27 protein-coding genes and 1 riboswitch are annotated in these 26,382 nt (G+C 46.9%); of the genes, 23 read left to right on the forward strand and 4 right to left on the reverse strand.

The annotated features are described in order from the left end of the window. Nucleotides 1–12 precede the first annotated feature (12 nt). Entirely contained in the window at nt 13–915 is a 903-nt protein-coding gene (locus tag ACFQZR_RS09585) for a LysR family transcriptional regulator (protein WP_018758838.1), read from the reverse strand. Between the two features lie 200 nt (nt 916–1,115). On the opposite strand from ACFQZR_RS09585, the gene ACFQZR_RS09590 reads away from it, so the two are divergent. Further along, nucleotides 1,116–2,375, forward strand: coding sequence for an MFS transporter (locus ACFQZR_RS09590; protein ID WP_379345205.1), 1,260 nt, complete (start codon nt 1,116–1,118; stop codon nt 2,373–2,375). Between the two features lie 56 nt (nt 2,376–2,431). Here ACFQZR_RS09590 and ACFQZR_RS09595 read toward each other — a convergent pair whose 3' ends face one another. Beyond that, the gene (locus ACFQZR_RS09595) at nt 2,432–3,391 is read right to left on the reverse strand and encodes a zinc dependent phospholipase C family protein (RefSeq protein WP_379345207.1); all 960 of its coding nucleotides are present in this window, start codon (nt 3,389–3,391) and stop codon (nt 2,432–2,434) included. A 294-nt stretch (nt 3,392–3,685) separates the two neighbouring features. Here ACFQZR_RS09595 and ACFQZR_RS09600 point away from each other — a divergent pair, with 294 nt between their 5' ends. Further along, the gene (locus ACFQZR_RS09600; RefSeq protein WP_379345209.1) at nt 3,686–4,141 is read left to right on the forward strand and encodes a chemotaxis protein CheX; all 456 of its coding nucleotides are present in this window, start codon (nt 3,686–3,688) and stop codon (nt 4,139–4,141) included. Nucleotides 4,142–4,283: 142 nt separating this feature from the next. After that, nucleotides 4,284–5,063 carry an SDR family NAD(P)-dependent oxidoreductase gene (locus tag ACFQZR_RS09605; protein WP_379345211.1) on the forward strand — a complete coding sequence of 260 codons (780 nt, stop codon included), beginning with the start codon at nt 4,284–4,286 and terminating at the stop codon, nt 5,061–5,063. Between the two features lie 19 nt (nt 5,064–5,082). Here ACFQZR_RS09605 and ACFQZR_RS09610 read toward each other — a convergent pair whose 3' ends face one another. Next, nucleotides 5,083–5,346, reverse strand: coding sequence for a YusU family protein (locus ACFQZR_RS09610; RefSeq protein WP_379345213.1), 264 nt, complete (start codon nt 5,344–5,346; stop codon nt 5,083–5,085). 91 nt (nt 5,347–5,437) lie between these two features. Between ACFQZR_RS09610 and ACFQZR_RS09615 the strand changes: the two genes are divergently transcribed. The 20 genes from ACFQZR_RS09615 (at nt 5,438) to ACFQZR_RS09710 (ending at nt 24,862) form a co-directional block, all read left to right on the forward strand. Continuing rightward, nucleotides 5,438–6,757 carry a DEAD/DEAH box helicase gene (locus ACFQZR_RS09615; protein ID WP_379345215.1) on the forward strand — a complete coding sequence of 440 codons (1,320 nt, stop codon included), beginning with the start codon at nt 5,438–5,440 and terminating at the stop codon, nt 6,755–6,757. A 77-nt stretch (nt 6,758–6,834) separates the two neighbouring features. Next, complete coding sequence (locus ACFQZR_RS09620; RefSeq protein ID WP_379345217.1) at nt 6,835–7,704, forward strand: PRD domain-containing protein; 870 nt, start codon at nt 6,835–6,837, stop codon at nt 7,702–7,704. Nucleotides 7,705–8,020: 316 nt separating this feature from the next. Beyond that, the gene (locus ACFQZR_RS09625; RefSeq protein ID WP_379345220.1) at nt 8,021–8,503 is read left to right on the forward strand and encodes a PTS sugar transporter subunit IIA; all 483 of its coding nucleotides are present in this window, start codon (nt 8,021–8,023) and stop codon (nt 8,501–8,503) included. A 40-nt stretch (nt 8,504–8,543) separates the two neighbouring features. Next, nucleotides 8,544–9,992 (forward strand): N-acetylglucosamine-specific PTS transporter subunit IIBC, encoded by a 1,449-nt coding sequence (nagE, locus tag ACFQZR_RS09630; protein WP_379345222.1) that lies wholly within the window; start codon nt 8,544–8,546, stop codon nt 9,990–9,992. 147 nt (nt 9,993–10,139) lie between these two features. Then, a complete protein-coding gene (locus ACFQZR_RS09635) occupies nt 10,140–10,403 on the forward strand; it encodes an HPr family phosphocarrier protein (protein ID WP_152396886.1) in 264 nt (87 codons plus the stop codon). Between the two features lie 15 nt (nt 10,404–10,418). Further along, nucleotides 10,419–12,161, forward strand: a complete 1,743-nt coding sequence (gene ptsP / locus ACFQZR_RS09640) for a phosphoenolpyruvate--protein phosphotransferase (protein ID WP_379348784.1) — start codon at nt 10,419–10,421, stop codon at nt 12,159–12,161. Nucleotides 12,162–12,328: 167 nt separating this feature from the next. Then, entirely contained in the window at nt 12,329–13,039 is a 711-nt protein-coding gene (locus ACFQZR_RS09645; protein WP_379345225.1) for a response regulator transcription factor, read from the forward strand. A 1-nt stretch (nt 13,040) separates the two neighbouring features. Then, complete coding sequence (locus ACFQZR_RS09650) at nt 13,041–13,976, forward strand: HAMP domain-containing histidine kinase (RefSeq protein ID WP_379345227.1); 936 nt, start codon at nt 13,041–13,043, stop codon at nt 13,974–13,976. Nucleotides 13,977–14,130: 154 nt separating this feature from the next. After that, complete coding sequence (locus ACFQZR_RS09655) at nt 14,131–15,054, forward strand: ABC transporter ATP-binding protein (RefSeq protein ID WP_379345229.1); 924 nt, start codon at nt 14,131–14,133, stop codon at nt 15,052–15,054. Continuing rightward, on the forward strand, nt 15,047–15,739 hold the full coding sequence (locus tag ACFQZR_RS09660; RefSeq protein ID WP_379345231.1) for an ABC transporter permease: 693 nt from the start codon (nt 15,047–15,049) through the stop codon (nt 15,737–15,739). Before ACFQZR_RS09655 ends, ACFQZR_RS09660 begins: the two co-directional genes overlap by 8 nt. 22 nt (nt 15,740–15,761) lie before the next feature. Beyond that, on the forward strand, nt 15,762–16,373 hold the full coding sequence (locus ACFQZR_RS09665; protein WP_379345233.1) for a YkoP family protein: 612 nt from the start codon (nt 15,762–15,764) through the stop codon (nt 16,371–16,373). A gap of 30 nt (nt 16,374–16,403) precedes the next feature. Next, nucleotides 16,404–17,189, forward strand: coding sequence for a polysaccharide deacetylase family protein (locus ACFQZR_RS09670; RefSeq protein WP_379345235.1), 786 nt, complete (start codon nt 16,404–16,406; stop codon nt 17,187–17,189). A 130-nt stretch (nt 17,190–17,319) separates the two neighbouring features. Next, nucleotides 17,320–17,862, forward strand: coding sequence for an RNA polymerase sigma factor (locus ACFQZR_RS09675; RefSeq protein WP_018758820.1), 543 nt, complete (start codon nt 17,320–17,322; stop codon nt 17,860–17,862). After that, on the forward strand, nt 17,859–18,296 hold the full coding sequence (locus ACFQZR_RS09680; protein WP_379345238.1) for a hypothetical protein: 438 nt from the start codon (nt 17,859–17,861) through the stop codon (nt 18,294–18,296). Before ACFQZR_RS09675 ends, ACFQZR_RS09680 begins: the two co-directional genes overlap by 4 nt. A gap of 34 nt (nt 18,297–18,330) precedes the next feature. Then, nucleotides 18,331–19,491: a hypothetical protein gene (locus tag ACFQZR_RS09685; protein WP_379345240.1), complete on the forward strand. Its 1,161-nt coding sequence runs from the start codon at nt 18,331–18,333 to the stop codon at nt 19,489–19,491. Between the two features lie 72 nt (nt 19,492–19,563). Next, nucleotides 19,564–19,678: riboswitch (TPP riboswitch) on the forward strand. A gap of 188 nt (nt 19,679–19,866) precedes the next feature. Continuing rightward, on the forward strand, nt 19,867–20,460 hold the full coding sequence (locus ACFQZR_RS09690) for an ECF transporter S component (protein WP_379345242.1): 594 nt from the start codon (nt 19,867–19,869) through the stop codon (nt 20,458–20,460). Nucleotides 20,461–20,488: 28 nt separating this feature from the next. Beyond that, nucleotides 20,489–22,006, forward strand: a complete 1,518-nt coding sequence (locus ACFQZR_RS09695) for an ABC transporter ATP-binding protein (protein WP_379345244.1) — start codon at nt 20,489–20,491, stop codon at nt 22,004–22,006. Then, nucleotides 22,003–22,812: an energy-coupling factor transporter transmembrane component T family protein gene (locus ACFQZR_RS09700; protein ID WP_379345246.1), complete on the forward strand. Its 810-nt coding sequence runs from the start codon at nt 22,003–22,005 to the stop codon at nt 22,810–22,812. Before ACFQZR_RS09695 ends, ACFQZR_RS09700 begins: the two co-directional genes overlap by 4 nt. 79 nt (nt 22,813–22,891) lie before the next feature. After that, entirely contained in the window at nt 22,892–23,635 is a 744-nt protein-coding gene (locus ACFQZR_RS09705; RefSeq protein ID WP_018758814.1) for an ABC transporter ATP-binding protein, read from the forward strand. Then, nucleotides 23,636–24,862 (forward strand): ABC transporter permease, encoded by a 1,227-nt coding sequence (locus ACFQZR_RS09710; protein ID WP_379345249.1) that lies wholly within the window; start codon nt 23,636–23,638, stop codon nt 24,860–24,862. An 88-nt stretch (nt 24,863–24,950) separates the two neighbouring features. On the opposite strand, the gene ACFQZR_RS09715 is transcribed toward ACFQZR_RS09710, so the two are convergent. After that, nucleotides 24,951–26,144 carry a macrolide family glycosyltransferase gene (locus ACFQZR_RS09715; protein WP_379345251.1) on the reverse strand — a complete coding sequence of 398 codons (1,194 nt, stop codon included), beginning with the start codon at nt 26,142–26,144 and terminating at the stop codon, nt 24,951–24,953. Between the last annotated feature and the right edge of the window lie 238 nt (nt 26,145–26,382).

Consider the following 26,382-nt stretch of genomic DNA (forward strand, 5'->3'; position numbering starts at 1 on the left):
TGGTTACGCTCCTTACTCTGAACTGATAAATTGGGTTTCAGGCATGCCTTTTAAGTCGCTGAGAAATTGCTGCATAGCCGAATTTAAATATTTGCCGGATTTATAGACGACACCGACAGGATGTGCAGTCTCAAATTCACTGACTTTGATCATTTTCAAGGTACCGCGTCGCAGCTCGCTTCCGATCGATAGCTTCGAGATCACTGCGGCACCGAGATTGAGCTCTACCATCCGTTTGATCTCTTCACTACTGGATAATTCCATCACGATATGTGGTTGAATGTTGTAATTTTTAAAGACTTGATCTGCAAATCGGCGGCCGACCGTGTCAGGAGATAAGACGATGAACGGAACATCACGCAATGCTTCAACGGTCGTGTGCTTTAGTGTACCCAAGGGGTGGCTAGGTGAAACGACAAGTTCGAAGGTGTCATAGTACAATACACTGGACTTCAGGTTCGGTGTACTCTCCGATAAGTAACCGATGCCGATATCGACGGTCCCATTCTCCACTTGCGCCATAATCTGCGCGGAAGACATCGTTAAGATTGAAGTTTTGATAAGCGGGTATTGGTTCTGAAAATAAGAGAGAACGCGCGGTAAAATTTGAATCGCGATGGAGGTTGTGGTGCCGATCGTAATATGACCTTGTGGAATATTACTCAGATCACTCAGACGCTGCTTCAATTCTGCGACAATCTTCAGAATACGCTCTGCATGATCAAGAAAGACGTGGCCTTGATCGGTGAGTGTGACGGGCTGGTTCCGATCGATTAACACGGTCTTGAATTCATCTTCTAAGCTTTTGATTTGTGCGGACACAGCGGGTTGCGTTAAATTCAGCAGCTCCCCTGCTTTGCGAAAGCTCGTCGTCTTGGAAATGGTAATGAGTGTCTCAAGTTGACTGATGTTCACAGAATCCCTCCTTGGCTGTAAAAATATATGTTCAACATTAGACGATCTAATTAAAGGTTTATTTCACATTATAGGTGAACTTTCAGCAATGATCAATATTGGGCAAGTCAGCAAGGAGGAAAGCAGGGGGTGTTTGTCGAAAAAAATAGGTTTATGTTCCATGGCAGTGGAGTTACATATTTCAAAAGGAGGGTTCTTATTTGAATCGAAAAATTGTGCGCAGTTGGATGATGTATGATTGGGCCAACTCAGCATTTGCGACAACGATGATGGCCGCGGTGCTTCCGATCTATTATTTAACGGTCGCTGCTAGCAATCTGCCGGAACATCTTGCAACAAGCTACTGGGGCTTCACCCAGACGATTGCAATGATTATCGTGGCTGTGATCTCGCCAATTCTTGGTGCAATTGCGGATTCTTCTCGAAGTAAGGTTCGGTTTCTTCGCGTATTCGCCTATATGGGCGTACTTGCATGTTTATTGATGGCTTTTACGGGAAATGGGACGTATCTATTCGTCTCGGTCTGCTATATTCTCGGGGTGATCGGATTCTCCGGTGGTAATACGTTCTATGATTCGATCTTGACCGATGTTGCCCCGCTGGATCAGCGAGATGAAATTTCTGCAAAAGGCTATATGTTCGGATATATTGGAGGCGGCGTACTGCTCGCGGTGAATATCGTGATGCTCGAGATGTGGGACAAAGTCGGCTTCCCCAATAAACTCGTGGCTACGCAAGCGGTATTCGTGACGGTAGCACTCTGGTGGTTTCTCTTCTCGTTACCTATCTTCCGCCATGTGAAGGATAAGGGAGCAGAGAGCAAGCAACCCGTGAGCTTCTATGCAAAAGAAGGGTTCCGCCGTGTCTTTACGACGTTCAGACACATTCGGCAATACCCGGAGCTGCTGAAATATTTAGTCGCATTTTGGTTCTTCAATGATGGGATCTCGACCATTATCAGTATGGCGACGATCTATGGGAAGACGATTGGAATTGGCACGAGTCATTTAATCATTGCGCTGCTGATTACGCAATTTGTAGGAATTCCATTTACGTTCTTATTCGGTAAAATGGCTTCGAAGATCGGTTCGAAGCGTGCACTCTATATGTCATTATGTATTTATGTATTGGTTGTGTTCTTAGGCTATTTCATGACGAATGCATTACATTTCTATATGCTCGCATTCGTCGTAGGGATGGTGCAGGGAGGAAGCCAGTCGATTGCTCGGTCCATTTATAGCAAGCTGGTTCCGGCGGGCCGTACATCGGAGTTCTTCGGCTTCCTGAGCCTCTCGGACAAAGTATCGGCATCGCTTGGTCCAGCGCTGTTCGGACTTGTCACGCTGCTCACAGGCTCTGCGCGTCTCGCAATTCTGTCCTTGCTGGTCTTCTTCATCGTCGGCATCATCATGCTGACGCGGGTGAACCTGGCGAAGGGGCTTAACGAAGCCAAGGCATAAAGATGAGGGCTGCCCCGAATGGAGGCAGCCCTTGGTGTGTCGTGGACAGCCCCCCATCAGATGATGGGGTCTGCCACGATAATTTGCAAGCCGCTGTCACACGGCTCGCCATGTTCATAAGAGCGGTTGGCCACGACGCTGGCCAATCGCTCTCGCGCCTCTGCCGCAGCTGCGCTCGCGGCGCCGTCTTCGCGCACAGCCGCCCAATAGGCGGCGGCAGCGCCAACCACAGCCGCGGCATCTTCGCGTGCGGCGGCCCACATGTCCCAGACGCTCGTCGTATACGAGGCGTCTCGGCCTGTCGGGTCGCGCCATGGCTCGCGCGACTCGTTCAAGATATCAAGCGGCTTGCTTGGCCGCTTGAAGACGAACGGCTCAATCTGACCGAAGGTCAGCAGCCGTTTGAGCCCTGTTGGATCATGGAAGAGCCGCTGCGCAGCCGTCATATGCCGATTGGCTTCTTCCCACGCTTCACGGCGAACACGCTTCGCAAGCTCGGGGTAATAACGCGCCGTGACTTGCTCGAACAAATCGACAATGCCATCCGGGAACTTCCCGCCAGTCTCGAACTCCTTCCATACCGGCGTCCGCCATGTCTCAAGCCCTAGCTTGTTCTGTACGACCAGTGTATCCATCCAGATCTCGAACCGCTGATGGTCCCATTTCTTGAATCCCGAACGATAGAACACATAAGGGTGCATATTCCGATCGAGTACATGGTGCAGGACAAAGCCAAGAACATAAATAACGGCGGGGTCTTGCAGCGCCCGATGGGCGACACCTTCGATCAGATCCATAATCACCGGACCGCAATGCTCGTTATGCATCACAGAACCGACATCATTCATCGTCTTATCTTTTTGCCACGGCAAAAAGTGATGATAGAACAGAAAATCCGGGCCCTGACAGCCCATGCGGAACATTCGAAGATCCTCTGGACGTGTGATCATCGCTGTAAGATCAGCATCTTTCAATACTTCTTCACCAAAAATAAAATGAGTCCAAATGTTAGGCAAGATTTCTCACATCCTTCTGCACAAATGTTACACTATGAAACTTTCTTCCTAAGTATAAAATTATTGTACCGAATACCGATATAATCGTATAGAACTAGTTGAATTTGTACGTGTATCGGCCCAAATGACTACGAGATGAAGGAGGCATCGTTCGGAAATACCAAAAAAAGTATATTTTTGAGGTGATTTTTTAAGACGCATGACGTATAATGTAGTCAATCATTTATCGTAGAATTAGAATGAATAATGTCGAATGAAATAAATATATGTCGAACTATAGAGGAGAATCTATTCATGAAAGCGGAATATATTAATCCGTTTTTGGATGCAGCTCGTAATGTAATTGAACAATTGATACAGATTCGCCCCACGACTGGCCAACTTCAAATAAAAGAAGTTCAGTTCTTCGATCAATATATATGGATTGAAATCGGGATGACAGGACAGATGAATGGGAATATTGTCTTTGGTCTACATGAGTCTGTAGCCCTGAAGATCGTCTCAGCGATGATGGGCGGCTTCGTCTTGACGGAGCTCGATGAGATGGGACATAGTGCGATCTCGGAACTCGGGAATATGATTAGCGGCAATGCAAGTACGATTTTATTTAACCAAGGCGTAAAAGTTGATATTACCCCGCCGAAAGTGGTACAATCAGCTGCAGGACATTTCAAAGCTAAACAGGCCTTAACGGTTCCGCTCATGATGGAAGGGATCGGGCATTTAGATATTCAGGTACTTGTTGGATAACAGAAGTAGCAACGATGCAGCTTCGTGAATACATAATGAATTTCGAATCGATATAGCTCCGCTTACGGGGCTATTCTTTTTTCGTAAAGAAAGTTTTGTGGGGATTTTTCAAATCATCGCAACATAGAAGGAGAGTGTTACGGTGTATACGTACCAAGACAAAATCGTGCTGATAACAGGAGCTTCCAGTGGGATTGGTGCATTAACCGCACAGAAGCTTGCGGATTTCGGAGCCATTCCGATTTTAACTGCACGCTCTACAGAACGCCTTATGGCGCTGCGGTCGCAAATCTCAGGACGATGCCATGTGATCCCGATGGATGTAACGGATGAGCAACAAGTGAATGACGCGGTGGAATCGATCATCTCTGAATTTGGACGCATCGATATCTTGATTAATAATGCTGGATACGGTGTGTTTCAATCTTTCCTGGATACGGATACAGCGGAGTTCAACGCGATGATGGATGTCAATTATATGGGGATCGTCCGTTGTACCAAAGCCGTGCTCCCGCATATGTTGACCGCAGGGCAAGGCCATATCGTGAATATCGCATCGCTCGCAGGTAAGATCGGTACTGCCAAATCAAGCGCCTATAACGCGACAAAGCACGCCGTACTGGGCTTAACGAATGCGCTGCGGCAAGAAATGGTCGGCAAGAACATAGGTGTAACGGCGATTAATCCGGGACCTATTGATACTCCGTTTTTTGAGAAGGCAGACCCGAGCGGGACCTACGTCAATAATGTTAAAATGTTCTTGTTAAAACCTGAGCAAGTCGTGAACACAATAATAAAAGCGATTCCGAAGCGAAAAGCAGAAGTGAATTTACCGTTCGCTGCAGCCATCGGGATTAAGCTGTATCAACTGTTCCCAAGACTTGCGGATAAGTTGGCTTACCGGCTAATCAACAAGAAATAACGGTAACGAAGCAGAAGCCCTAAGGTTCCTGCTTCGGCTTTGCCTTAGCTCGGTGCGCCTCATTCAACTGCTTCACCTCTTCGAAGAGAGCGCGAACAGCTGCTTTAGCCTCAGGATGACTCGCTGTCCAGTGTTGTGTAAGGTTCGGCATCGTCTTATGCATATGGCTGTAGAGGGCCCAAATTTTAATCTTCTCCACTTGTTCTGGTGAGTTATCACCTAATAGCAGTTCAGCGTATTTTTCGAGCAGGCCATCGAACTGTTCCATAAAGGCTTGATCCATCGATAGAACCCCCTTTCCAATAAATGATAATAACTGCATCTCAGTGTACCATACAAATGCCCAATGGGCCAAAGAAAGGAAATGCTAGACCATGACAACTTCATTTACAGATTTACATATTGACGCTAGGCTCGTCGAGCGATTGCTCGCAGAACGAATCGAGACGCCTTCACCCATCCAACAAGAGGCAATTCCAGTTGCCCTTGAAGGTAAAGACTTGATCGCGCAGTCCCAGACAGGAACAGGTAAGACACTTGCTTATTTGCTGCCTATGCTGCAGCGGATTGATCCAGCGCTCAAACAGGTACAAGCCCTTGTTCTTGCCCCAACACAGGAGCTCGCAATGCAAATTTTCCGCGAAGCCGAGATGTACGGAGAGTCGCTTGGCATTACAGTACAATCTCTAATCGGCGGGGCAGCAAGCAAAAGACAGATCGAGAAATTAAGACTCCATCCGCAATTTATTGTCGGAACACCAGGGCGCGTGCTTGAACTCATTGGGATGCGCAAACTTAAAATGCACGAAGTCCGTACAATTACTGTCGATGAAGTGGATCAAATGTTCAAGCTAGGTGCAGCGGGCGATACGGAAGCCATATTCAAGTCGGCCCTTCGTGATCGACAATTACTGTTCTTCTCAGCAACGATGCCGGAAGAAGTACGAAATATTGCGGACGCATGGATGAATGAACCCGTGGAAATCGGGATTAAGCCGGAGCAGAAGACTTCGTCGACTTTGTCCCACTTCTATTTTGAGACGGAAGAACGGAATAAGATTGACACGCTTCGCCGGATTGTAAGATCATACAAGCCCAAATCCGCGATTGTATTCGTGAACGAAATCGAATCGATTGCGGAGTGGATTGCGAAGCTGCAATTTGTGGGATTGTCTGTTGAGCCGCTATACGGAGAAGCGAACAAACAAGAGCGGATGAATGTGCTTCGACGGTTCCGGGAAGGCCGGATTCAATTATTGCTTGCAACGGATGTTGCTGCGCGTGGGCTGGATATTAAAGAGCTCCCGATGGTCATTAATTTTGACCTGCCAATTAGCAGTGAGCATTATGTGCATCGCGTTGGGCGTACTGGACGTATGGGGCAAAAAGGGATCGCGATTTCAATTGTTACCCCTCGTGAAATGTTCATCATAGAGAAATTCATGCGTCAGCTGGATATTGTGATTGAACCCCAATCAATGTATCAAGGGAAAGTATTCAATCCGGAAGCAGCGAGTTCAATGGAGGCATCAAATCGCCAATTTCCGGTAACGAAAACGAAGGCACCTGTGAAGAAGGCAGCGGTGAAATCGCCTGCTAAGCCGCTCCCATCTAAGCCTAAACAAGACCGTGATCGTGATCGTAAGAATGCGGGAGCACCGAAATGGCTGAAGGCCAAATCGGATCCGAAATAATATTCATTGACGCAGGTGTGGGCTCGCCCCTACAATGAGGACAAATAAATGATGATCGAAAAAGGGTGAGGGAAATAATGAGCGAATCAGCCGCATATCTCATTCAACGGGTGATTAGTAACAACGCCATATTGGTATCCATAGAGAAATCCGATAGTGAGCTCGTCCTCATGGGCAAAGGGCTCGGATTTGGTGCAAAAGCCGGCATGTTAGTGCTTCCTTCAGACCCTCGCATCGAGAAGAAATTTAATCTCGCTAGTTCCGATTCGCGCAATCAATTCAGAGCATTAACGGAACAAGTTGATCCGAAAGTGCTTGACGTCTCACAAGAAATCATCTCCATGATTGGAGACGAATTCGACACCTCGCTGAATGAGCAGATTTTCATTGCGCTTCCGAGTCATATTCAATTTGCGTTGTATCGACTTGAGAATAACATCGATATCGCAAATCCATTTATTTATGAGATTCAAGCGCTGCACTCGCGAGAATTCGCCTTGGCGAAGAAAGCAGCAGTCTTGATCGAGAAGAAGTTCAATATCGAGATCCCTGAGACCGAAGTTGGATTTCTAGCCATGCACATTCAGTCCGCCGTATGTCATATATCGGTCGGCAATATTGTGAAATGGACCCATTTGATCCAAGAAGCTGTTGCCATGATTGAAGCAGAACGTGGATTTAAGGTGCCGCGAGATAGTCTCGATTACATAAGACTGATTACCCATCTGCGCTTTGCCATTGAACGGCTAACCGAAGGGCAGAAGTCACCGAATCCATTTGCGACCCAACTTCGTGAAACACTGAAGGATGAGTATACCTTAGGGAAGAAAATTGCGCTCATGATGGAAGCGAATCTTGGTGTAACCGTATCAGAGGATGAAATCGGATACTTGGTAATGCATTTGTATCGTTTATTTCAGCATTATGGAAAACCGATTCAACGATAAACTCTATGAATATTGTCGTTTAATGACGATTTATGACGAATTGTAAGATAATGGATCGTTTTTTGTCGTTGACGTACTCAGAATCCTGTCCTATAATACAGACTATAACGAGAAGTAAGCGGAATCATTGAATTCGTAGCATTCTTACTTCCCAAGTCCATAATATTGTGTTATTTAGCGTGCGACTAGTGATAGGCATGAGCTAAGTGAGACAAGAGTGTTCTAATACCCTCTTTCTCCTTAACTCATGCTTTTTTTGTGCTCTTTTTGGGGCATGCTACACAAGGACCTAAAATTATCTTAAGAGGTGGATTTTATGTTTTTCAAAAAGAAAAAAACAATTGTATCTTTGGTTTCTCCTTTAACAGGAACATCGGTGTCACTAAGTGAAGTGCCGGATCCGGCATTTGCTGAAGCGCTTCTAGGTGACGGCGTTGCTATAAAGCCAACAAATGGTGTTCTCGTGTCACCATGTGACGGTATCGTTGCACATTTGATTGATACGCATCATGCGTGCATTGTTGGTCATGATTCAGGTGTAGAGGTGCTCATGCACATCGGTGTTAATACAGTGCAATTGAAAGGCGAAGGATTCAAGCCATTGATCAAGACAGGGGATGTTGTCAAGCAAGGACAGCCTTTGATCGAGTTCGATATGGCGTTTATTGAATCCAAAGGGTATCCCGTGATTACGCCTGTGATTATGGCGAACGGTGAAGTAGTCGAGCAATTGACGAAGCATACGGGGGAAGTAAAGGCAGGGGACAACACGGTTCTAGATGTTGAAGTGAAGAAGTAACAAAGCAGCCTTAAATTTAATTTTCAGGAGGTTACGTTTCATGCTTGCATTCTTGCAAAGAATTGGTAAGTCCTTGATGCTTCCGGTGGCAACGCTTCCAGCAGCAGCCATTTTACTCCGGTTCGGTAATGTCGATTACATTAAAGATTTCCATATGGGAGACTCGGTTGGGGGATTCATTAACCAATACATTGCTCCTTTCCTCGCGGCCGGCGGCTCAGCAATTTTTGATAACTTGCCGCTCATCTTCGCGATCGGGGTAGCGATCGGCTTTGCAGGCGACGCAGTTGCTGCGCTCGCTGCGGTTATTTCGCACCTTGTACTTACGAATGTTCTAAGCAAAATGCCAGGAGCATTCACGTTCATCGGTAAAGATACGAAGCTCGATATGGGTGTTATCGGCGGTATTATCGCCGGGGGTATCGCAGCGTACTTCTATAACAAATACCACAACATTAAGCTACCGGACTGGTTAGGATTCTTCAGCGGTAAGCGGTTCGTTCCAATTATTACATCGCTTACGATGGTTATCGTGGGTATTGTATTTGGTCTTATCTGGGGACCTGTTCAGCTTGCACTTGATGATTTCGGGCGTTGGATCGTTAGCCTTGGAGCAATAGGCGCAGGCGTATATGGTCTAGCGAACCGGTTGCTTGTACCATTCGGATTACACCATATTATCAACTCCATCGTATGGTTCCAGATCGGTGACTTTACGAACGCAGCGGGCGAAGTTGTTCGTGGTGACTTGCACCGCTTCTTCGCTGGAGACAAAACAGCAGGGATGTTCATGACAGGCTTCTTCCCAATCATGATGTTCGCACTTCCGGGTGCTGCCCTAGCGTTTATTCACACAGCAAAACCGGAGAAAAGAAAACTCGTTGCTTCTACATTCGTAGGACTTGCTTTTGCTTCATTCTTGACAGGGATTACAGAGCCGATTGAGTTCGCATTTATGTTCATTGCGCCAGTTCTATATGTTGTGCATGCCATTCTGTCTGGTGTAGCCGGTGTCGTGATGTACATGCTTGATGTGAAGCTTGGATTCGGATTCTCAGCCGGATTAATCGACTATTTGGTTAACTACCAGTTGTCCACGAATCCATTGCGTTTAATTCCAGTCGGTATCGTATTCTTCCTGGTGTACTACTTCTTGTTCCGCATCTTGATCGTGAAGTTGAACTTGAAGACACCTGGTCGCGAAGATGACGATGTTACAGAAACAGATGATGCGCCAGTAAGCGGTAAGACGCCATTGTCTGAAAAAGCTGTAAAAGTTCTGGGCAATCTTGGCGGTAAAGAGAACATTGTCAGCACGGATGCATGTATCACACGCTTACGTCTTGTCGTAAAAGATGATAAGCAAGTGAACGATGCTGAACTTAAAAAATTAGGTGCAGCCGGTGTTATGCGCCTTGGCGGCGGTGCCGTTCAGGTCGTATTTGGGACGCAGTCCGAAATGTTGAAAGATGAAATCAATAAACTGTAGAATAGTGAACAAGCCACATCAGAGAAACCATACAATAGGATAAATCATGGGTGATTCCGTTAGCCTCTAGGCTTGCTGATCACCCTTGGCTTGTAAATAAAAAGAGAAAACAACATGTGGACTTAAACATAAAAGGAGTGGAACAATATGCAACAACAAACATTTACAATCAAAAACCCTACAGGTGTTCACGCAAGACCCGCTGGCGCGATCTTGAAGAAAGCAAGCCAATTTGCTTGCAAAGTTGAGATTGAGAAAGCTGACGGCACACGCGTAAGTGCTAAAGGGATGGTAGGACTTCTGAAATTGGGACTTAAACAAAACGATCAGGTGACAGTGATTACCGATGGAGACGGCGAAGTTGAAGCATTGCAAGCTGTAGGCGAAGTGCTCGAGACTGTTTTTGAATAAGCCTGAAAAGGGGAAATAGCAATGAATTTAAAAGGTATTGCTGCAGCACCTGGCTACGCAATCGGGCCTGCGTTCGTTATGAAAGACACCGGTGTCAAAATCGAGCGTAGAACACTATCGGCAGCAGAAGCAAAGGCAGAGGTCGTACGTTTCTCGGAAATTGTCAAACAAGCGATCGAACAAGTCAAAGAAATTCAAGAGCAAGCACGCGTCAAGATGGGCGAGGAGCAAGCTGAGATCTTCGAATCGCACATTCTTGTCCTGCATGATGATGAATTTGTAGGTCGTACCAAAGAATTGATCGAAGAGAAATCGATCAATGCGGAAGCATCCCTTGCTGAAGTGACAGAAGAGCTCGTAACCTTCTTCGAAAGTATGGATAATGAGTATATGAAAGAGCGCGCAGCCGATTTCCGCGATCTCAGCAGACGACTGCTCAACCTGTTAACCGGTGTGAAGCAGACATCGTTATCGGATTTCGAAGAGCCGGTTGTCCTTATTACGGATGACTTGACGCCTTCCGATTCCGCACAATTGGACCGTGATCGTGTTGCAGGATTCGCAACGAACATCGGAGGAAGAACATCACACTCCGCGATTATGGCGAGATCAATGGAAATTCCTGCGGTTGTTGGCTTGAAGGATGTTACGGAACGTCTTCAAGACGGAGATATGGTCATTCTTGACGGTACGACAGGTGATATGATTGTGAAGCCGACGGCGGAGCAAATCGCAGAATACGAAGCGAAGAAAGTGAACTTCGAGAAGCGTAAATCCGAATTCAAGAACTATCTGAATGCAGCTTCAATAACATCTGATGGCCATCAAGTTGAGCTTGTTGCGAACATTGGGAACCCTGGGGATGCACACAATGCGCATAAGAATGGCGCAGAAGGCATCGGCTTGTTCCGCACCGAATTTTTGTACATGGGCCGCCCGAACTTCCCGACGGAAGAAGAGCAATTCGCAGCCTATAAAGAAGTCGCTGAGACATTCGGCAAGGATCATCCCATTGTAATTCGTACGCTTGATATCGGTGGTGATAAAGAGCTTGATTATCTTGAACTGCCGAAGGAAATGAATCCATTCTTAGGTTACCGTGCGATTCGCTTGTGCTTGGATGAGCAAGAAATGTTCAAGACCCAGCTTCGTGCTATTCTTCGTTCGAGTGCCTTCGGTAATGTGAAGATCATGTATCCGATGATTGCAACGATCGTTGAACTTCGTGCAGCGAATGCGATTTTGGCAGAAGTGAAGGCAGAACTCGATGCAGCAGGTGTTGCTTATAATAAAGAGCTTGAAGTTGGCATTATGATCGAAATTCCAGCAGCTGTACTCGTATCGGATCAACTCGCGAAAGAAGCGGATTTCTTCAGTATCGGTACGAATGACCTCGTGCAATATACGATGGCGGCTGACCGGATGAACGAGAAGGTATCGCATTTAACGCAGCCGATGAATCCTTCGGTGCTTCGCCTAATTCGTATGGTCATCGAGAATGCACACCGAGAAGGCAAATGGGTTGGCATGTGCGGCGAGATGGCAGGGAATCCGGTCGCGGTTCCGCTCTTGCTCGGACTTGGGCTTGATGAGTTCTCAATGAGTGCAAGCTCCATATTGCCTGCACGGGTATTGATGAGCAAGATTTCCTTGGCTGATGCGAAGAAAGTAGCAGCAAAAGCTCTTGATATGCAGACGGCTGAAGAGATTGAGCGTTTTGTACAAGAATCATTCCCGCAAATTGCGGAAGTGTTATAAGATTTCATGATAAATAGCAGGGACATGTTGATTATGACATGTCCCTGTTTTTTGTTAGATAAGATTTCAGATGTTTTCGTCTCGAAGCCAAAGCCCCACTTTGTGGGATATTTTGATATACTAAATGAATGGATAAGATTAGCATGGGGTAGGGAGGGTCGTTCGCGATGAAGAATTCTGTATTTATTATTGAAGATGACCAAGCGATTGTGGAGATGGTCGAGAATTATTTGATCAAGGAAGGTTATACCGTTACTGTTGCTGGGGATGGGGAAGAAGGGTTAGCGAAATTCGAGCAAGCACAGGGGGAATTTGATCTAGTACTGGTGGATCTCATGATGCCAAAGGTTGATGGTATGGAAGTGATCAGGCGGATTCGGGTTCATAGCCTCGTTCCTATTCTCATTATGTCCGCGAAGGATGGCGATATTGATAAGGCGTTAGGACTCGGGTTCGGAGCTGACGATTATATTGCGAAGCCTTTCTCGATGATTGAATTGTCTGCGAGAATTAAAGCGATTATTCGGCGTGCGACCCAGTATGCGAGCATCGAGCCAAAGGCGGAGCCTGAGCAGCAGATACTCATGATGGGTGATTTGCGGATCGATCTGAATAATTATGCGGTCTTCAAGAATCATGAGCCGATCAAGCTGACTTCCAAAGAATTTGAAATTCTCAAGCTGTTCGCCGCGCATCCGAATCGTGTCTATACGAAGGCGCATATCTACAGCCAGGTATGGAATGACGACTACTACGGAGATGAGAATGTCATTAATGTACATATGAGCAGACTACGAGACAAAATTGAAGATAACCCGTCTGAACCGCGATATATTAAGACGTTGTGGGGCATCGGCTACAAGTGGGAAGGCGGTTAATATGACGATAATCTTATCTATGATTATCGTGATACTCGTAGGGATTATTATCGTTCAAGCCCTCAACCGCCGCAGCCATCGGATGCAACTGCGACACTTGCGATCGGAGGTCGAGCGAATTTCTTCTCTGGCTACTCATGAGAAGCTATTGCTTATGACGGATGACCGGGAGCTCCAATCGCTGCTGATGGAGATCAATCGGCTCTTAGGGGCGCAGCACCAGATGTACTCGGATTATGCCAAAATGGAAATGTCGATGAAGAAGATGGTATCGAATATTTCACATGATCTGAAGACGCCATTAACAGTCGTGCTGGGGTACATCGAGATGCTACATCTTGATCCGGCGATGCATGCAGATGAGCGCGAGCGGCTGCTGGGCAAAGTATATGCCAAGACTCAAGAGACGTTAGCGCTCATCCATGACTTTTTCGACTTGGCCAAGCTGGAATCCGGGGATCGAGAAATGCCGATGACTCGAATTCTCATGAATGAACGTTGCAGCACGACGATACTGGATTATTACGACATCCTTACGGAGCAGGGGTACCTCGTCCATATTGAGATTCCTGAGCATCCGATTTATGGCTTCGGCAATGATGAGGCGCTGCACCGCGTATTGAACAATCTGATCTCGAACAGCATTCAATACGGCAGTCATGGCAAGCAGCTCGGCCTGACGCTCCGAGAAGATGAATCTTCTGTCTATGTGGATATATGGGATCGAGGGAAAGGCATTGATGCGATGCATATCGATCATGTCTTTGAACGTATGTACACGCTCGAGGATTCACGGAATAAATCGTATCAGGGCAGTGGACTGGGGCTCACGATTACGAAGCGGCTGGTTGAGAGTATGGGCGGATCCATTCATCTTCGCAGCAACCCATATGAGCTTACGGTGTTTACCGTACAATTGAAAAAAGTGCAGTACTAACTCATGGAATGGTGATCGCTCACATTTCATGAGTTTTTTCTTGAGCAAGTGGGTGTACGTAATTTGCTTAAGAAATTCGTAAGATTGAAGTAAGAAAAAAGAAAATGACGTCTAGTAAGATAGAGATATGAGAGAGCGAGAGGGGAAAGAGAGTATGGAGCATATTGTACGAACGAATCGATTGACCAAAACTTTTCAAGGGCAAGAAGTCGTCTCGAATGTCAGCATGAATATTAAGCAAGGCGAAATCTATGGGTTTCTCGGTCCCAATGGTGCAGGGAAGACCACGGTAATGAAGATGATCACGAATCTCGTAAAGCCGACGAGCGGCGAGATCGAGATTTTTGGAGAGAAGTTAACGCCGGATTCTTATCGCCTTTTGGGGCGGATGGGGACCATCATTGAATATCCGGTGTTCTATGATAAGCTAACAGCCCGCGAGAATCTGGAGCTGCATTGCGAATATATGGGTTACTACAATAAGAAGGCGATTGATGAAGCGCTAGAGCTCGTGAATTTAATCGATACGGGCAAGAAGAAAGTGAAGACCTTCTCGCTTGGGATGAAACAGCGTCTGGGTATCGCTCGCGCTATTACGACAAAGCCAGAGCTGCTTATTTTCGATGAGCCGATTAATGGATTGGACCCGCTAGGAATCAAAGAGTTAAGAGATGTATTCCGCATGCTGTGCAAGGAATATGGAACGACGCTATTGATCTCCAGCCACATTCTAGGCGAAATCGAACAAATTGCGGATACGATTGGCGTCATTCAGAGCGGACGATTGCTGCGGGAAATTACGATGGCTGAAATTCATGAAGAGACGACGAATTACATTGAGATCATCACATCCGACTGTAGCAAAGCAGCTTACGTATTGACCGACAAACTTCAACTGAACAATATCAAGGTGATCGATAATCAGTATGTACGGATTTATGACCAGCATATTGCACAAAGTGAAATCACCAAGACATTGGTCCTGAACGATGTTGTGATTGACTCGATTCATAAGCGGAGCAGCTCGTTAGAGGATTACTTCATGCAAGTGCTGAACGGAGGCGGAGTACGTGATTAAATTAATGAAGCTAGAGCTACGAAAATTCAAGATCATGGGATATATTCGAGGGGCCGCTATCGCCAATGTGATTATTTTTGGGTTCCTGATGCTGATGAGTTATACACCAGAGATGGATGGAACGACAATTTTTCGAGACTATAGCACCGTGTTCTCAATGATCGATGTATCAGTGAGAGGGACATTTATTATTTTCGCCTCCGTCTTGCTGGGGCGTTTCGTAATCGACGAGTTCAATAGTAAGACCATCACGGTCTTATTCATGTACCCGATCAAACGTCAAAAAATCATTGCTGCAAAGCTTTTGGTTGTTATTATTTTCACTTTCGTATGTATCGTAATTTCCATGGCATTCTTGAGTACGGTGTATCTCACCGTCAACTCGTTTACGCACTTTGTACCCGGTGAACTGACTATGACGCTGGTGATGCAGCAGGTTGTTAAACTTAGTTTCAATGCGCTATCTGCATGCTTTATGGCACTTATTCCGCTTTACTTCGGCATGCGCAAATATTCGCTTCCGACAACCATTGTATCTTCTATTGCCATCGTTATGGTGACCTGCTCGAACAATGGCGGGTTTAACTTGAATGACATTATTATCGTTCCTATTCTACTAGCAATTGCTGGTGCGGCGATTGGATACATGGCCATTCGAAAAATCGATCAGATCGATATCAATTAAGCAAGCGAGAGGTGGGATAGATATGGGAACTTCGTATGCGAAGATCGTTGCACAATCCATGTGGATGGTGTGGGAGAATATCTTTGATGTATTTACGCGATTTCGTAGTGAATCCATCTGGCGATTTGGGATATGTAAATTAGTGATCCGAAGACATTATGGTAAAGCCATTGCATGCCACGACAGTCACCAGATCGCGAATGGGGATTGGATCGGAGAGCTTCATCTAGATAATCAACAAGTGATAGAACTTTCACGTGCCGTCGGAGCGGACCGAGCGGGGATCATGACAGCACGTATGCTGCGCCGTGGGATGAAGCAGATTAGCCATGCCATGCAGACATCACCAGAGCTTGCGAAAGTTCAAGCCATCACGGGGATTACGCTTCTCCATCGCGGGATTATTCATGGATTAGGATTCGAACAGCATCCGCTTCCCTCGAAATGGGCAAAGGGATTTGCGAAGATCTATCTCAGTTACTTGCTTCGTATATTGCATCCTGAAGGGAAGCAGCGCGTGAAGCAAGCGGGGGAGAAACTGGAGCCCAGGATGCTCGTTATTTCGAAGCAAGCGCTATTCGACCGTTGGTCAGCGGAAGATAAGGACAAAGAGTTAAGAACGATTTACATTTAAACGTCATTTGTGGCTGGGGAGGAGCACATCATGTTAATGACAGTCTTGCAACTTGTCATACTATTTATTGTAATCTATATGCTGGCACCGTTTGTGATCACTAGAATATGCGGACTCGTCGTTGTGCGCAGAGGAAAGGCGACTCGCCAGGTAGCTTTTACCTTTGATGACGGCCCGAACCCGACGTATACGCCTAGATTGCTGGATTTGCTGCAAGCGCATGGGGTGAAAGCAACCTTCTTCGTGCTCGGTAGTGAGGCTGAGAAATATCCGGACATCATTCAGCGAATGCACCAGGAAGGTCATCAAATCGGTATTCATAATTATACACATACCACGAACTGGGTCATGACACCGGGCGAAGTGAAGCGGGAGCAGGTTGACATGTCGGCAGACATTGTAGAACGGATTATTGGCGAACGGCCTACGTGCTATCGGCCGCCATGGGGGATTCTGAATTTAGGCGATCTCTTCAGCTTCCGCTCGCGCAGCGGCTATCGCATCGTGCTGTGGTCGGTCATGGTCGGGGATTGGAAGCGATCCACGACGGCAGAAAGGCTGAGAAGCAAGCTGATGCGACGAATCACGCCAGGTGCTATCGTTGTATTGCATGATTCAGGCGAGACATTTGGCGCTGACGCGGGTGCACCGCTGCAGATGATAGCAGGTCTGGATGCCGTACTGAAGGAAGTAAGGCTGCAGGGGTATGCCTGCGTCAGAGTAGATGAGATGCTGGATCCATACTGGCGTACGAGGTATCAGATCGGAGCCGGAGCGCCGATAATGAAGAAGTCTTATAAATCTACCATACATTAGCAGAGACATATGACAGTGTCTCTGTTTTTTTATTGAAAAAAGTAGGTTAGAATGTGCAGGGGGTAATGATCATACATGCGTCTATATAGGCAGGAGGGGGGAGAGTCACATCGAAGATGAAGAACTCGTGATGCGAATTCGGCGAGGCGATTCAGCTGCATTCCGTCAGCTGATCGACCGATATCACGGACATATATTTCAAATCGCGTATTCCGTCGTTCGTGATCGCACGGATGCAGAAGATATCGCGCAGAATGTATTCATTCAGATCCACCGGTCTCTCCCCCAATATGAGTCCAAAGGATTGAAGACATGGATATCCCGAATTGCGATGAATAAGGCAATTGATTATAAACGGAAGCTGAATCGAAGGCGGGAAGACGTTGTGGAAGATGTCGAGGTGGTAGAAGGTAACCGTCCGTTCGTGGCCAGCAGTATGGAGAGCGATGTCTTATCGGAGGTTATTCACCGGGATCGTCAGGCACGAATTCGGGAACAACTCGAGCACATTCCCGAGCTGCACCGTCAAATGATCGAATCGTTTTATTTGGAGGAAAAAAGCTACGACCAAATTGCGTTGGAATGTGACATTTCGCTAAAGACGGTTGAATCTCGCTTATACCGTGCGAGACAATGGCTTCGAACCCACTGGAAGGAGGAAGATTGGCGATGAAGAAGTACAACCTGGAAGATTGGGTGGCATACATTCAAGGAACGCTGGGTGAAGAGGAACAACTTGAAATGGAAGAGCTGTTGTTGCAATCCGAAGAAGCGATGGAGCAGTATTTGCTCGCGATGGATGGGCTTGAAGGGGAGCTCCCTGAACCCGAAGATCACGATGCTTTTACAGATCGAATGATGCAGCAATTGTATGGGAAGCCAGTTCAGCATTCTCCGAAGGATAGGGTACAGCCGCGTAGCAAGTATTGGTATGAGCATCCGATGTTCCACTATTCGATTGCGGCATCCATCACCTTTATCCTATTGATAAGTGGTGTATTCCAGAACTTGACGGGCGGATCTCAAGCGCTGCTCGATCAGCCGAGCGGATCATTTACGGATTCCATTATTCAGAAAGCTTTTAGTTGGCTCGATGCCTTGAAATGATAAATCGGAAATAATGTAAAGGAGTGGATATGCATTGCAACCATATCGTAGTAAAGGGATCGCGTTCTTCGCGAGCTTTATCCCTGGATTAGGTCATTATTATGTGGGCAAAAAGGTCAGAGCGGTCTTGTACGTGATGTTATTCTTCGGAGCGCTCGGGCTTGGCGTATTGGGGTCTATCGCGACCAACGATGATGCACCGTTTGTCTCGGGAGTTATTTTCGCATTTGTCGTCGGCAGCATTAACATGCTGGATATGATCTTTTATTTAGTTCGTACGCCGTACATTCCAAGCACATATGGCGAACAATTCCTGCAAGATGCAGGTCTTGGGGGATACGGCCCTTACGGACCGCATGGTCCCATGCAACCAACGCCAAGACAGGAATCAGAGCGGTTCTTCACGATTCTCTTGTCCTTCGTTCCTGGGCTGGGCCATTTCTATCTAGGACTGATGCATCGAGGGTTGTCATTCCTAATTGCTTTCTTCGGGTTAGGGACGATGCTGATCTTCGTAACGGCCGTTACGAATCAAGGCGGATTCGCGGTATTCTTAGGATTATTGCCGATTATTTGGCTCTATTGTATGTTCGATGCGGTGCAGGCGGCTCATCGCAAGCAGCAAGGTGATTTGCTGCAGGATCGTACATTATTCGATGATTTTGATTCGTTCCGTGAAGACGGCAGACGCAGCAAGATGCTGGCCATGGTCTTATCGCTCCTGCCAGGAGCCGGGCATATGTATCTTGGGTTACAAAAGCGCGGGTTACAATTGATGGTTGGGTTCCTCGGCTCCATTTATATCCTTGATTTTATGCGACTGTCGTTATTTTTCTTCTTCATCCCACTCATCTGGTGCTTCAGCTTCTTCGATACGCTGCAGCAATTGAACCGGTATAGCCGCGGAGACTTGTTACGTGATACGCCGATTGTCAGATGGCTGCCAACACATAACCGTTGGATGGGATTCGGATTAATTGTCATCGGAGCCTACTATATGTTCGATCAGATTGCACTTCCGATGCTTGAGAACTACTTCCCGAATTGGATTGTTCGCTATCAGGTGCAGCAATACTTCCAGACGCTTGTCATTGCGGTACTCTTCATTGGAGGCGGCGTGAAGCTGCTATTCGGAGGGAAAAAGCAACGGGGGATTGAGGAAATGTTCGAAGAGGATTTCGATCCTAGACCTTGATGGTTGAACGAGAATTCTCTTGAAACAATTGGCCGTGTATTGTATTGTTGAAATATTGTAATGAAAGAACCGAATATGTGATACGGGGGCTTGAGGAGTCAGGCTGAGATTGTAGTCGTTCACCACCACTACTGACCGTTAATCTGATCTGGATAATGCCAGCGGAGAGAATCTAATCGATGAATAGGGACCTTTTCTGACCACAATAGATGGAGTTTATGTTTCGAAGTAGCGAAACGACTAATCTATTTGGCGATAAAATACCCTTGCCTGTTGTATATCATCGAATCAACTACGATCGAGACTTTTCTCACCGTCTGTGCATGCTGCCAGGCGGTTTTTTTGTTGCTCTAGATCATTTAGGATGGGGAGTTGATGGTTGTGCAGAGCAAGTTGAGATTGAAGTTTTCAGACATTCTCATCACGATTTTACTCGCGTTGGTATTTGGGGTCATCTATAAGTTGTGGGGCAGCGTATACGATGTATTCAAACCTCTGTTCTTTCAAGCGGATGAGTTGGTGTATGGGATGTGGTTCATTGCGGCTACAGTTGCGTTCCTGCTAATTCGTAAACCTGGGGTAGCCTTATTGGCAGAGCTTGCGGCGGCGCATGTCTCATTATTGTTCGGCGCAGAATGGGGTATTCAGCTATTTTTATATGGACTTATTCAAGGGCTATGCGCTGAAATTATCTTTGCCTTATTCCGCTATCGCAGCTATTCTGCCGGAACGGCGGCATTGGCGGGGCTCGCTGTTGCGCTTGGTTCCATGGGTGTCGATTATGTGTATGGCTATATTGCGGATTACGAGCCTTGGATGTTCTTCGTGAAATATGGTCTGCGCTGCGTCAGCGGGATCGTGATTACAGGCTTATTCGCATATTACTTGGTCAGAGCACTTGAAGCGACAGGCGTGACGAATCTAGTAAGACCTGTATCGAAATCCGAATATGATGCGTTGAACAAATAGAATGAGCAGTGAAAAAGGAGAGAGACCGATGATAGACAAGGCGGAAGCAGAAGAAGTTCTGGGGGTGACGGGACTCCGATTGAAATTCCCAGGAGAGCCGAATCTACAGTTCAAGGATCTCTCCTTTTCTGTGAATAAGGGGCAAAAGGTGCTGCTGCTCGGTCCGAGCGGATGCGGGAAATCAACGCTCCTTCAGGTGTTATGCGGGATTATACCGACCTCGATTGAAGTTCCGATGCAATCCGAATCATTGCGATTGCCATCGTCTTGGGGGATGCTGTTTCAAGATCCGGATACGCAGTTCGGAATGCCATTTGTTGACGAAGAGCTGGCTTTTGTCATGGAGAATCAATGTGTGCCACGCGAGGAAATGGAGGCGCGAATGAAGCGGGTGCTGGCGCAGGTCGGACTCCAATTTCGTGACCTCCATACGCCGATCCATAGCTTGTCCCAAGGGATGAAGCAGCGTCTAGCGCTTGCGGCGGTTCTGCTCCTTGAACCAGATGTGCTGATGCTCGACGAACCTTCCGCGCTGCTCGATCCGGAAGGCACGGTACAAATATGGGATGCAATCCATCAGATCGCGGCAGATCGGACGCTCCTAATTGTAGAGCATAAGCTGGATCACGTGTTGGAACTCATTGATCGGGTTGTCATGTTCGATGATCAGGGGCAGATTATCGCCGATGGCGCACCTGAGATGTTGTTCCGTGAAGAGAAGCCTCGGCTGATCGAATATGGCATCTGGTATCCGGGCGTATGGGATGAATATGTCGCCTCATCTCGCTATCGGAATCTTATGGACGAGGATGACATGTACGCAATAGCTCAACGACATGACGATGCAGCACCCTTAGTTGAATTACGGAAATTTCAGGGCAAACGGGGAAAAGAAAGTCGAATATTGATTCAGCATGCAGAGATCCGATCGGGCGAGTGGATTGCATTACTCGGCGAGAATGGCGCGGGGAAAAGCACGTTGCTGCTCTCCATGATGCAATTGCTGAAGACTGAGGGGATCTATCGTTTGCAAGGAAAGGAAGTACAACTTCGGCGGGGCGAAGTACTCTCGGATCAACTCGCGTTCGTCTTTCAGAATCCGGAGTTGCAATTTGTTACGAATTCGGTGGCGGAAGAGCTTGGGCTATCGATCGGTATGACCAAGACAGATGGTGCTACAGCGGCGGATGATCCTCGGGTATGTGAGATGCTGCGTCACATTCAGTTGGAGCCAGAACGCAATCGTCACCCGTATCAACTGTCGATGGGGCAGAAACGCAGGTTGAGCGTAGCCACGGCGCTGATTCATCAGCGCCCTTTATTGCTGCTGGATGAACCTACATTCGGGCTCGATGCACGTAGCACATTTGCGATGCTCGAGATGATTGAAGCGTGGCGGCAGCGTGGGATGGCGATTGTGATGGCCACGCATGACCCTTGGATTGCAGAGCATTTTGCAACAGGAATCTGGCGCGTTACAGAAGGACTTGGCGTTGCTACGTCTGCAACGACCCGGATGAAGAGAGAGCTGGTGGGGAGCGTATGAACAACTGGTTCTCACCGAAGCGGGAGACATGGATGCATCACGTGAATCCTGCGATCAAGTTCCTTGTCTTTATTGGCTTGTTCATCATCATTTTATTTACGCATCGGTTGGATTTTATTCTCTATCAGTTCCTTGGGTATGCAGCCTTGTTGTTCCTGAGCAGCGGATATGCTTTACGTAAATTATTGCTGCTGACACTGCCGTTCATCTTTATTTTCGTATCGTCTTCCATGACCATGATTCTATTCGGCAAAGGGGAGACCTTATGGTGGTCTTGGGGACTCTTCCGCATCACGGAGGAGAGCTTCTTCCGAGGTATTCACATCGGGTTCAAAACATTAAGCTGTGCGGCAACGGGATTGTTATTTGCGTTAACGACGCGTCCCACCATGCTATTCTACGCGATGATGCAGCAGCTGCGCCTGCCGCCCAAATACGCCTACGCATTTATGGCTTCCTTCCGAATGCTGCCCATTTTGTGGGAAGAGCTCCAGATTCGGCAGCAGGCTCTAGCGGTACGTGGTGTTCGTTCGAAGCATTCCATTCGAGGGTGGAAGGAACGGCTGCTGAATTATGCGGTTCCACTGCTTGCACAGAGCATTCGCCGTGCGCAGCGGGTCGCCGTCGCGATGGAAGCCAAGCGGTTCACTGCACAGGCTAGCACGAGGATGCGAACCTATTATTACAAGACATCGATCACAAGCCGTGATGGCTACTTCTTGGTTATCATCCTAGTGATGGTGACGGTTGCTTTTGTCGCGTCGCATGAAATTCCTTTGTTCAACGTGGGTGATGTTCGTGGGTGAACGGATCCTGTGGTCGCATACATCCCATTCGCAACTTCCTCATCGCTTCGCTATAATAAGGGTAGAGGTGAGACAGGCCATGAAGACGATATTGCAGGTCAATCAATTAACGGGCGGCTATAGCACTGGAAAGCCAGTGCTTCATGATGTGAATTTTGATGTTAAGGCAGGCGAAATGGTGGGCCTGATCGGATTGAACGGCGCGGGCAAGAGCACGACGATGAAGCATATTCTAGGCCTGATGCAGCCGCATAAGGGCGATGTTACGCTGCAAGGGAAGACATTAGCGGAAGCACCCGAAGTTTACCGGGGGTCGTTAGCATTCGTTCCTGAGACACCGATGCTCTATGAGGAACTGACCGTGAAGGAGCATCTTGAGCTGGCGGCGATGGCGTATGGCGTCGAGAAGAAGGACTATGAGGAACGCGTAGAGCATTTGCTGACATTGTTCCAGATGAACGACAAGTACAATACCTTCTCCATGCATCTGTCCAAAGGGATGAAGCAGAAGGTCATGATCATGAGCGCATTTCTCGTTCATCCGCCGCTCTATATGATCGATGAGCCTTTTCTAGGACTTGATCCGCTTGGGATCAGGAACTTGCTGGATTTCATGGTGGAACTGAAATCACGCGGCGCTTCGATTCTACTAAGCTCCCATATTCTATCGACGATCGAGAACTATTGTGATCGATTCATCGTGCTTCATCATGGGCGTGTGATTGCACAAGGGACGTTGGAGGAACTAAGACAGCAGCACCGCTATCTTGGCGATACATCGCTGGAGAATATTTTCTATCAGCTCGTTAAAGGCGGGGCGTAGATGATGGATCTTCAATCATTATGGCGACGGCGAAAAAGCGCCTTCTGGCAGGAAGTCTTTCCGTACTTCCGCTATGTGGGGCAGAGCGGATTTCTATTGTTCCTTGGATTCATCTTCATCGGCGGTGCTGCAGGGTATGTCGGATTTCTAGGGAGGATCCCGGCGGATTTCCCAATTCGAACGGTGAGCCTTATCGTACTGCTGCCGTTTGTCCTGTGGAGCAGCTTTCGGACGTTCCTTCAGCCTGCGGACCTAGTCTATTTGCTTCGGGTAGAACCGAGGATGAAGGAATATTTTCGAAAAAGTATAGGGTATAGCGTCAAGCCAAAGCTTATCCTTTTAAGTATAGTATACGGCATTCTATGGCTGCTCTATGTTCGAGCGGATCAAGATCCGAAGCCGTTCTTGCTCTTATGGGGCGTGTTGTTGGCGCTCAATATCATGAACAGCTATGGCAGTTGGCAGGAGCGCTGCATGAGCCGGCCTGGAGTACGGTGGAGTTATCGTCTGACACGTTGGCTGATATCGATAGTGCTGCTCGCCGTATGGCTATGGCAGCCGACGTGGAAAGCTGTGATCTTCAGCTTGATTGTTATTATTACATATGTGGTTGCTCTCCGAGTACCGCGTAAACATGCCGTACCGTGGGAATTGCTTATTGCAACAGAGCGAGATCAGCGCGGACGGTTCATGATCTTCTTGAACTGGTTCGTCGATGTGCCGTCCATGCCGCAGAAGGTGTATAAGCGTACATGGCTGAACGTACTTGGCAGGCGGATTCGTTTTCAGCAGGATTCTGCATACGATTATTTATATTTGAAAACATTGCTGCGTAGTGATGTGCTCGGCATGGTCATTCGTCTGACTGTGCTCGGCATGTTGATCTTATATTGGGTGCGTAGTTCGAATTGGGCACTTCCGCTCTATGCCTTCATGTTGTTGATCATAGGGACACAGCTGACCGCAATCAGGCGGTTCCATCGGTACTCGTTCTGGGCGTCGATCTATCCAATCCCTTATCATTTCCGTAAAAAGGCGGTTGTGAAGGTCGCACGGCGGACGCATCTTGCCCTCGCGTTCATCTTATGGCTGCCATTGCTGCTAACGAGTGGGGCATGGTCTATGGTCTTCGCTGCCCTAGTTGGTGGCATCGCGTTCGTATACTTCTTCCAGTGGGCTTGGTCCCAGAAGAAGTGGATGGAGCATGAGGATGATGAGGATTTGTAAGAGGTACATCTTTTGAGAAAATCGCTTTTCTTTCCCGATTGTAAGGGCAGGAAAAGCGATTTTTTCATGAGATAGATGGAGCAGTTGTTCATTGATTATAAAATTCGAATATCTCATCAGCAGCTTGATGATACCCCCCTGATTCTCGAAAGGATTCACCAATATTTGCTGCAGCATTCTTGAAAGATGAGAGGCTTAACATATGATCTACGGCTTCACGTAGTTGATTTGCAGTCAAGCTTTGCATTTGTAATTGAATGCCTGCTCCGATATTGGCGACTTGCCCCGCAATGATCGGCTGATCCGCGCTTTGTGGGATGACAATTAGCGGAACCCCGTAATAGAGACCTTCATGAGTACTGTTCATTCCACCATGTGTAATAAATACTTTCGTGTATTGCAGTACATCCGTTTGAGGAACATAATTTTTTACGATGAAGTTTTTAGGAATTTCCCCTAAATCAGATATTTGGGCTTTACTTCCAACAGACATAACAATCGTATGTTCCGTGTTCCCAAATGCCTCAAAACAAAGCTTATAGAAATCCATTGCTTGGTTAAAGACTGTACCCAGTGAAATGTAAATAGGGTTACTCCCCTGGATTGCAGTAAAGTCAAAGTTTTCTTGCGTTAATCGTGAAGAGATGGATGGACCTACAAATTTATAAGTTTGGTCGAATGCTTCTCCATCAGGTTGAAATTCTCTTGTTGTATATACGATTGTAAGTGGTGCAGGATTACAAAACACTTCGTACGGAGAATGGATCTCCACATCATATTTTTCCTTCACCATTGCCGTCAGGCTTTGAAATTTATAATTGATTGGTTTAACGATTTCCGCAGGGACTTCGGTAGAAAATTGTTCTAACATTTTATCGAATGAAGCTTCTGACTGCGCAAAAGAAGTACAAGAGTTGATTGCAGGAAGCTTAAGAATTTGAGCAAGTAATCGTCCACAACCAAACATGGAATCATGGATGATGTAATCAAAATGCTCTCCTTTGATCTGTTCAAGAACGCTTGGTATGACGATATCTGACGTAAGTAAAAGACCGTTAACTCTTTCGAGTAAATAATCTCTTCCACCTGAGATAAAGGCTTTAATAAATTTTTGATCGTCAAATGTTCGAACTGTTGCTCCTGTCTTCTCAATACGCTCCCGAAAAGCTTCTATACAAAAGTACACGACCTCTTCTCCACGGGAAATAAGCTCTTGTACCACTCCAATCGTTGGATTGATATGACCCTCTGATCCGCCATTAATAAATAACACACGCGCCATTTCTACCGCTCCTTAGGTATACTGTTCTCTAAATTGTGTAAGAGTAAGGGACACTATTCCATACCATCGCTCGAATCAAATAATCGCATCAAGTTTATCATAGAACAATACTTGAAAATCTCAAAACTTTAATCACCGTATTTTTTCGCTATAACGTTGGTTGGATTCAACTAGAAAGAAATAGGAGAGCCCACGGAAATACGAGGGACAAAGGAGAGAAATGGATTTGGATTTTCAC

Origin of the sequence: Paenibacillus sp. GCM10027629 (assembly GCF_042676425.1) — a bacterium.
Lineage (GTDB): Bacteria > Bacillota > Bacilli > Paenibacillales > Paenibacillaceae > Paenibacillus_K > Paenibacillus_K terrigena.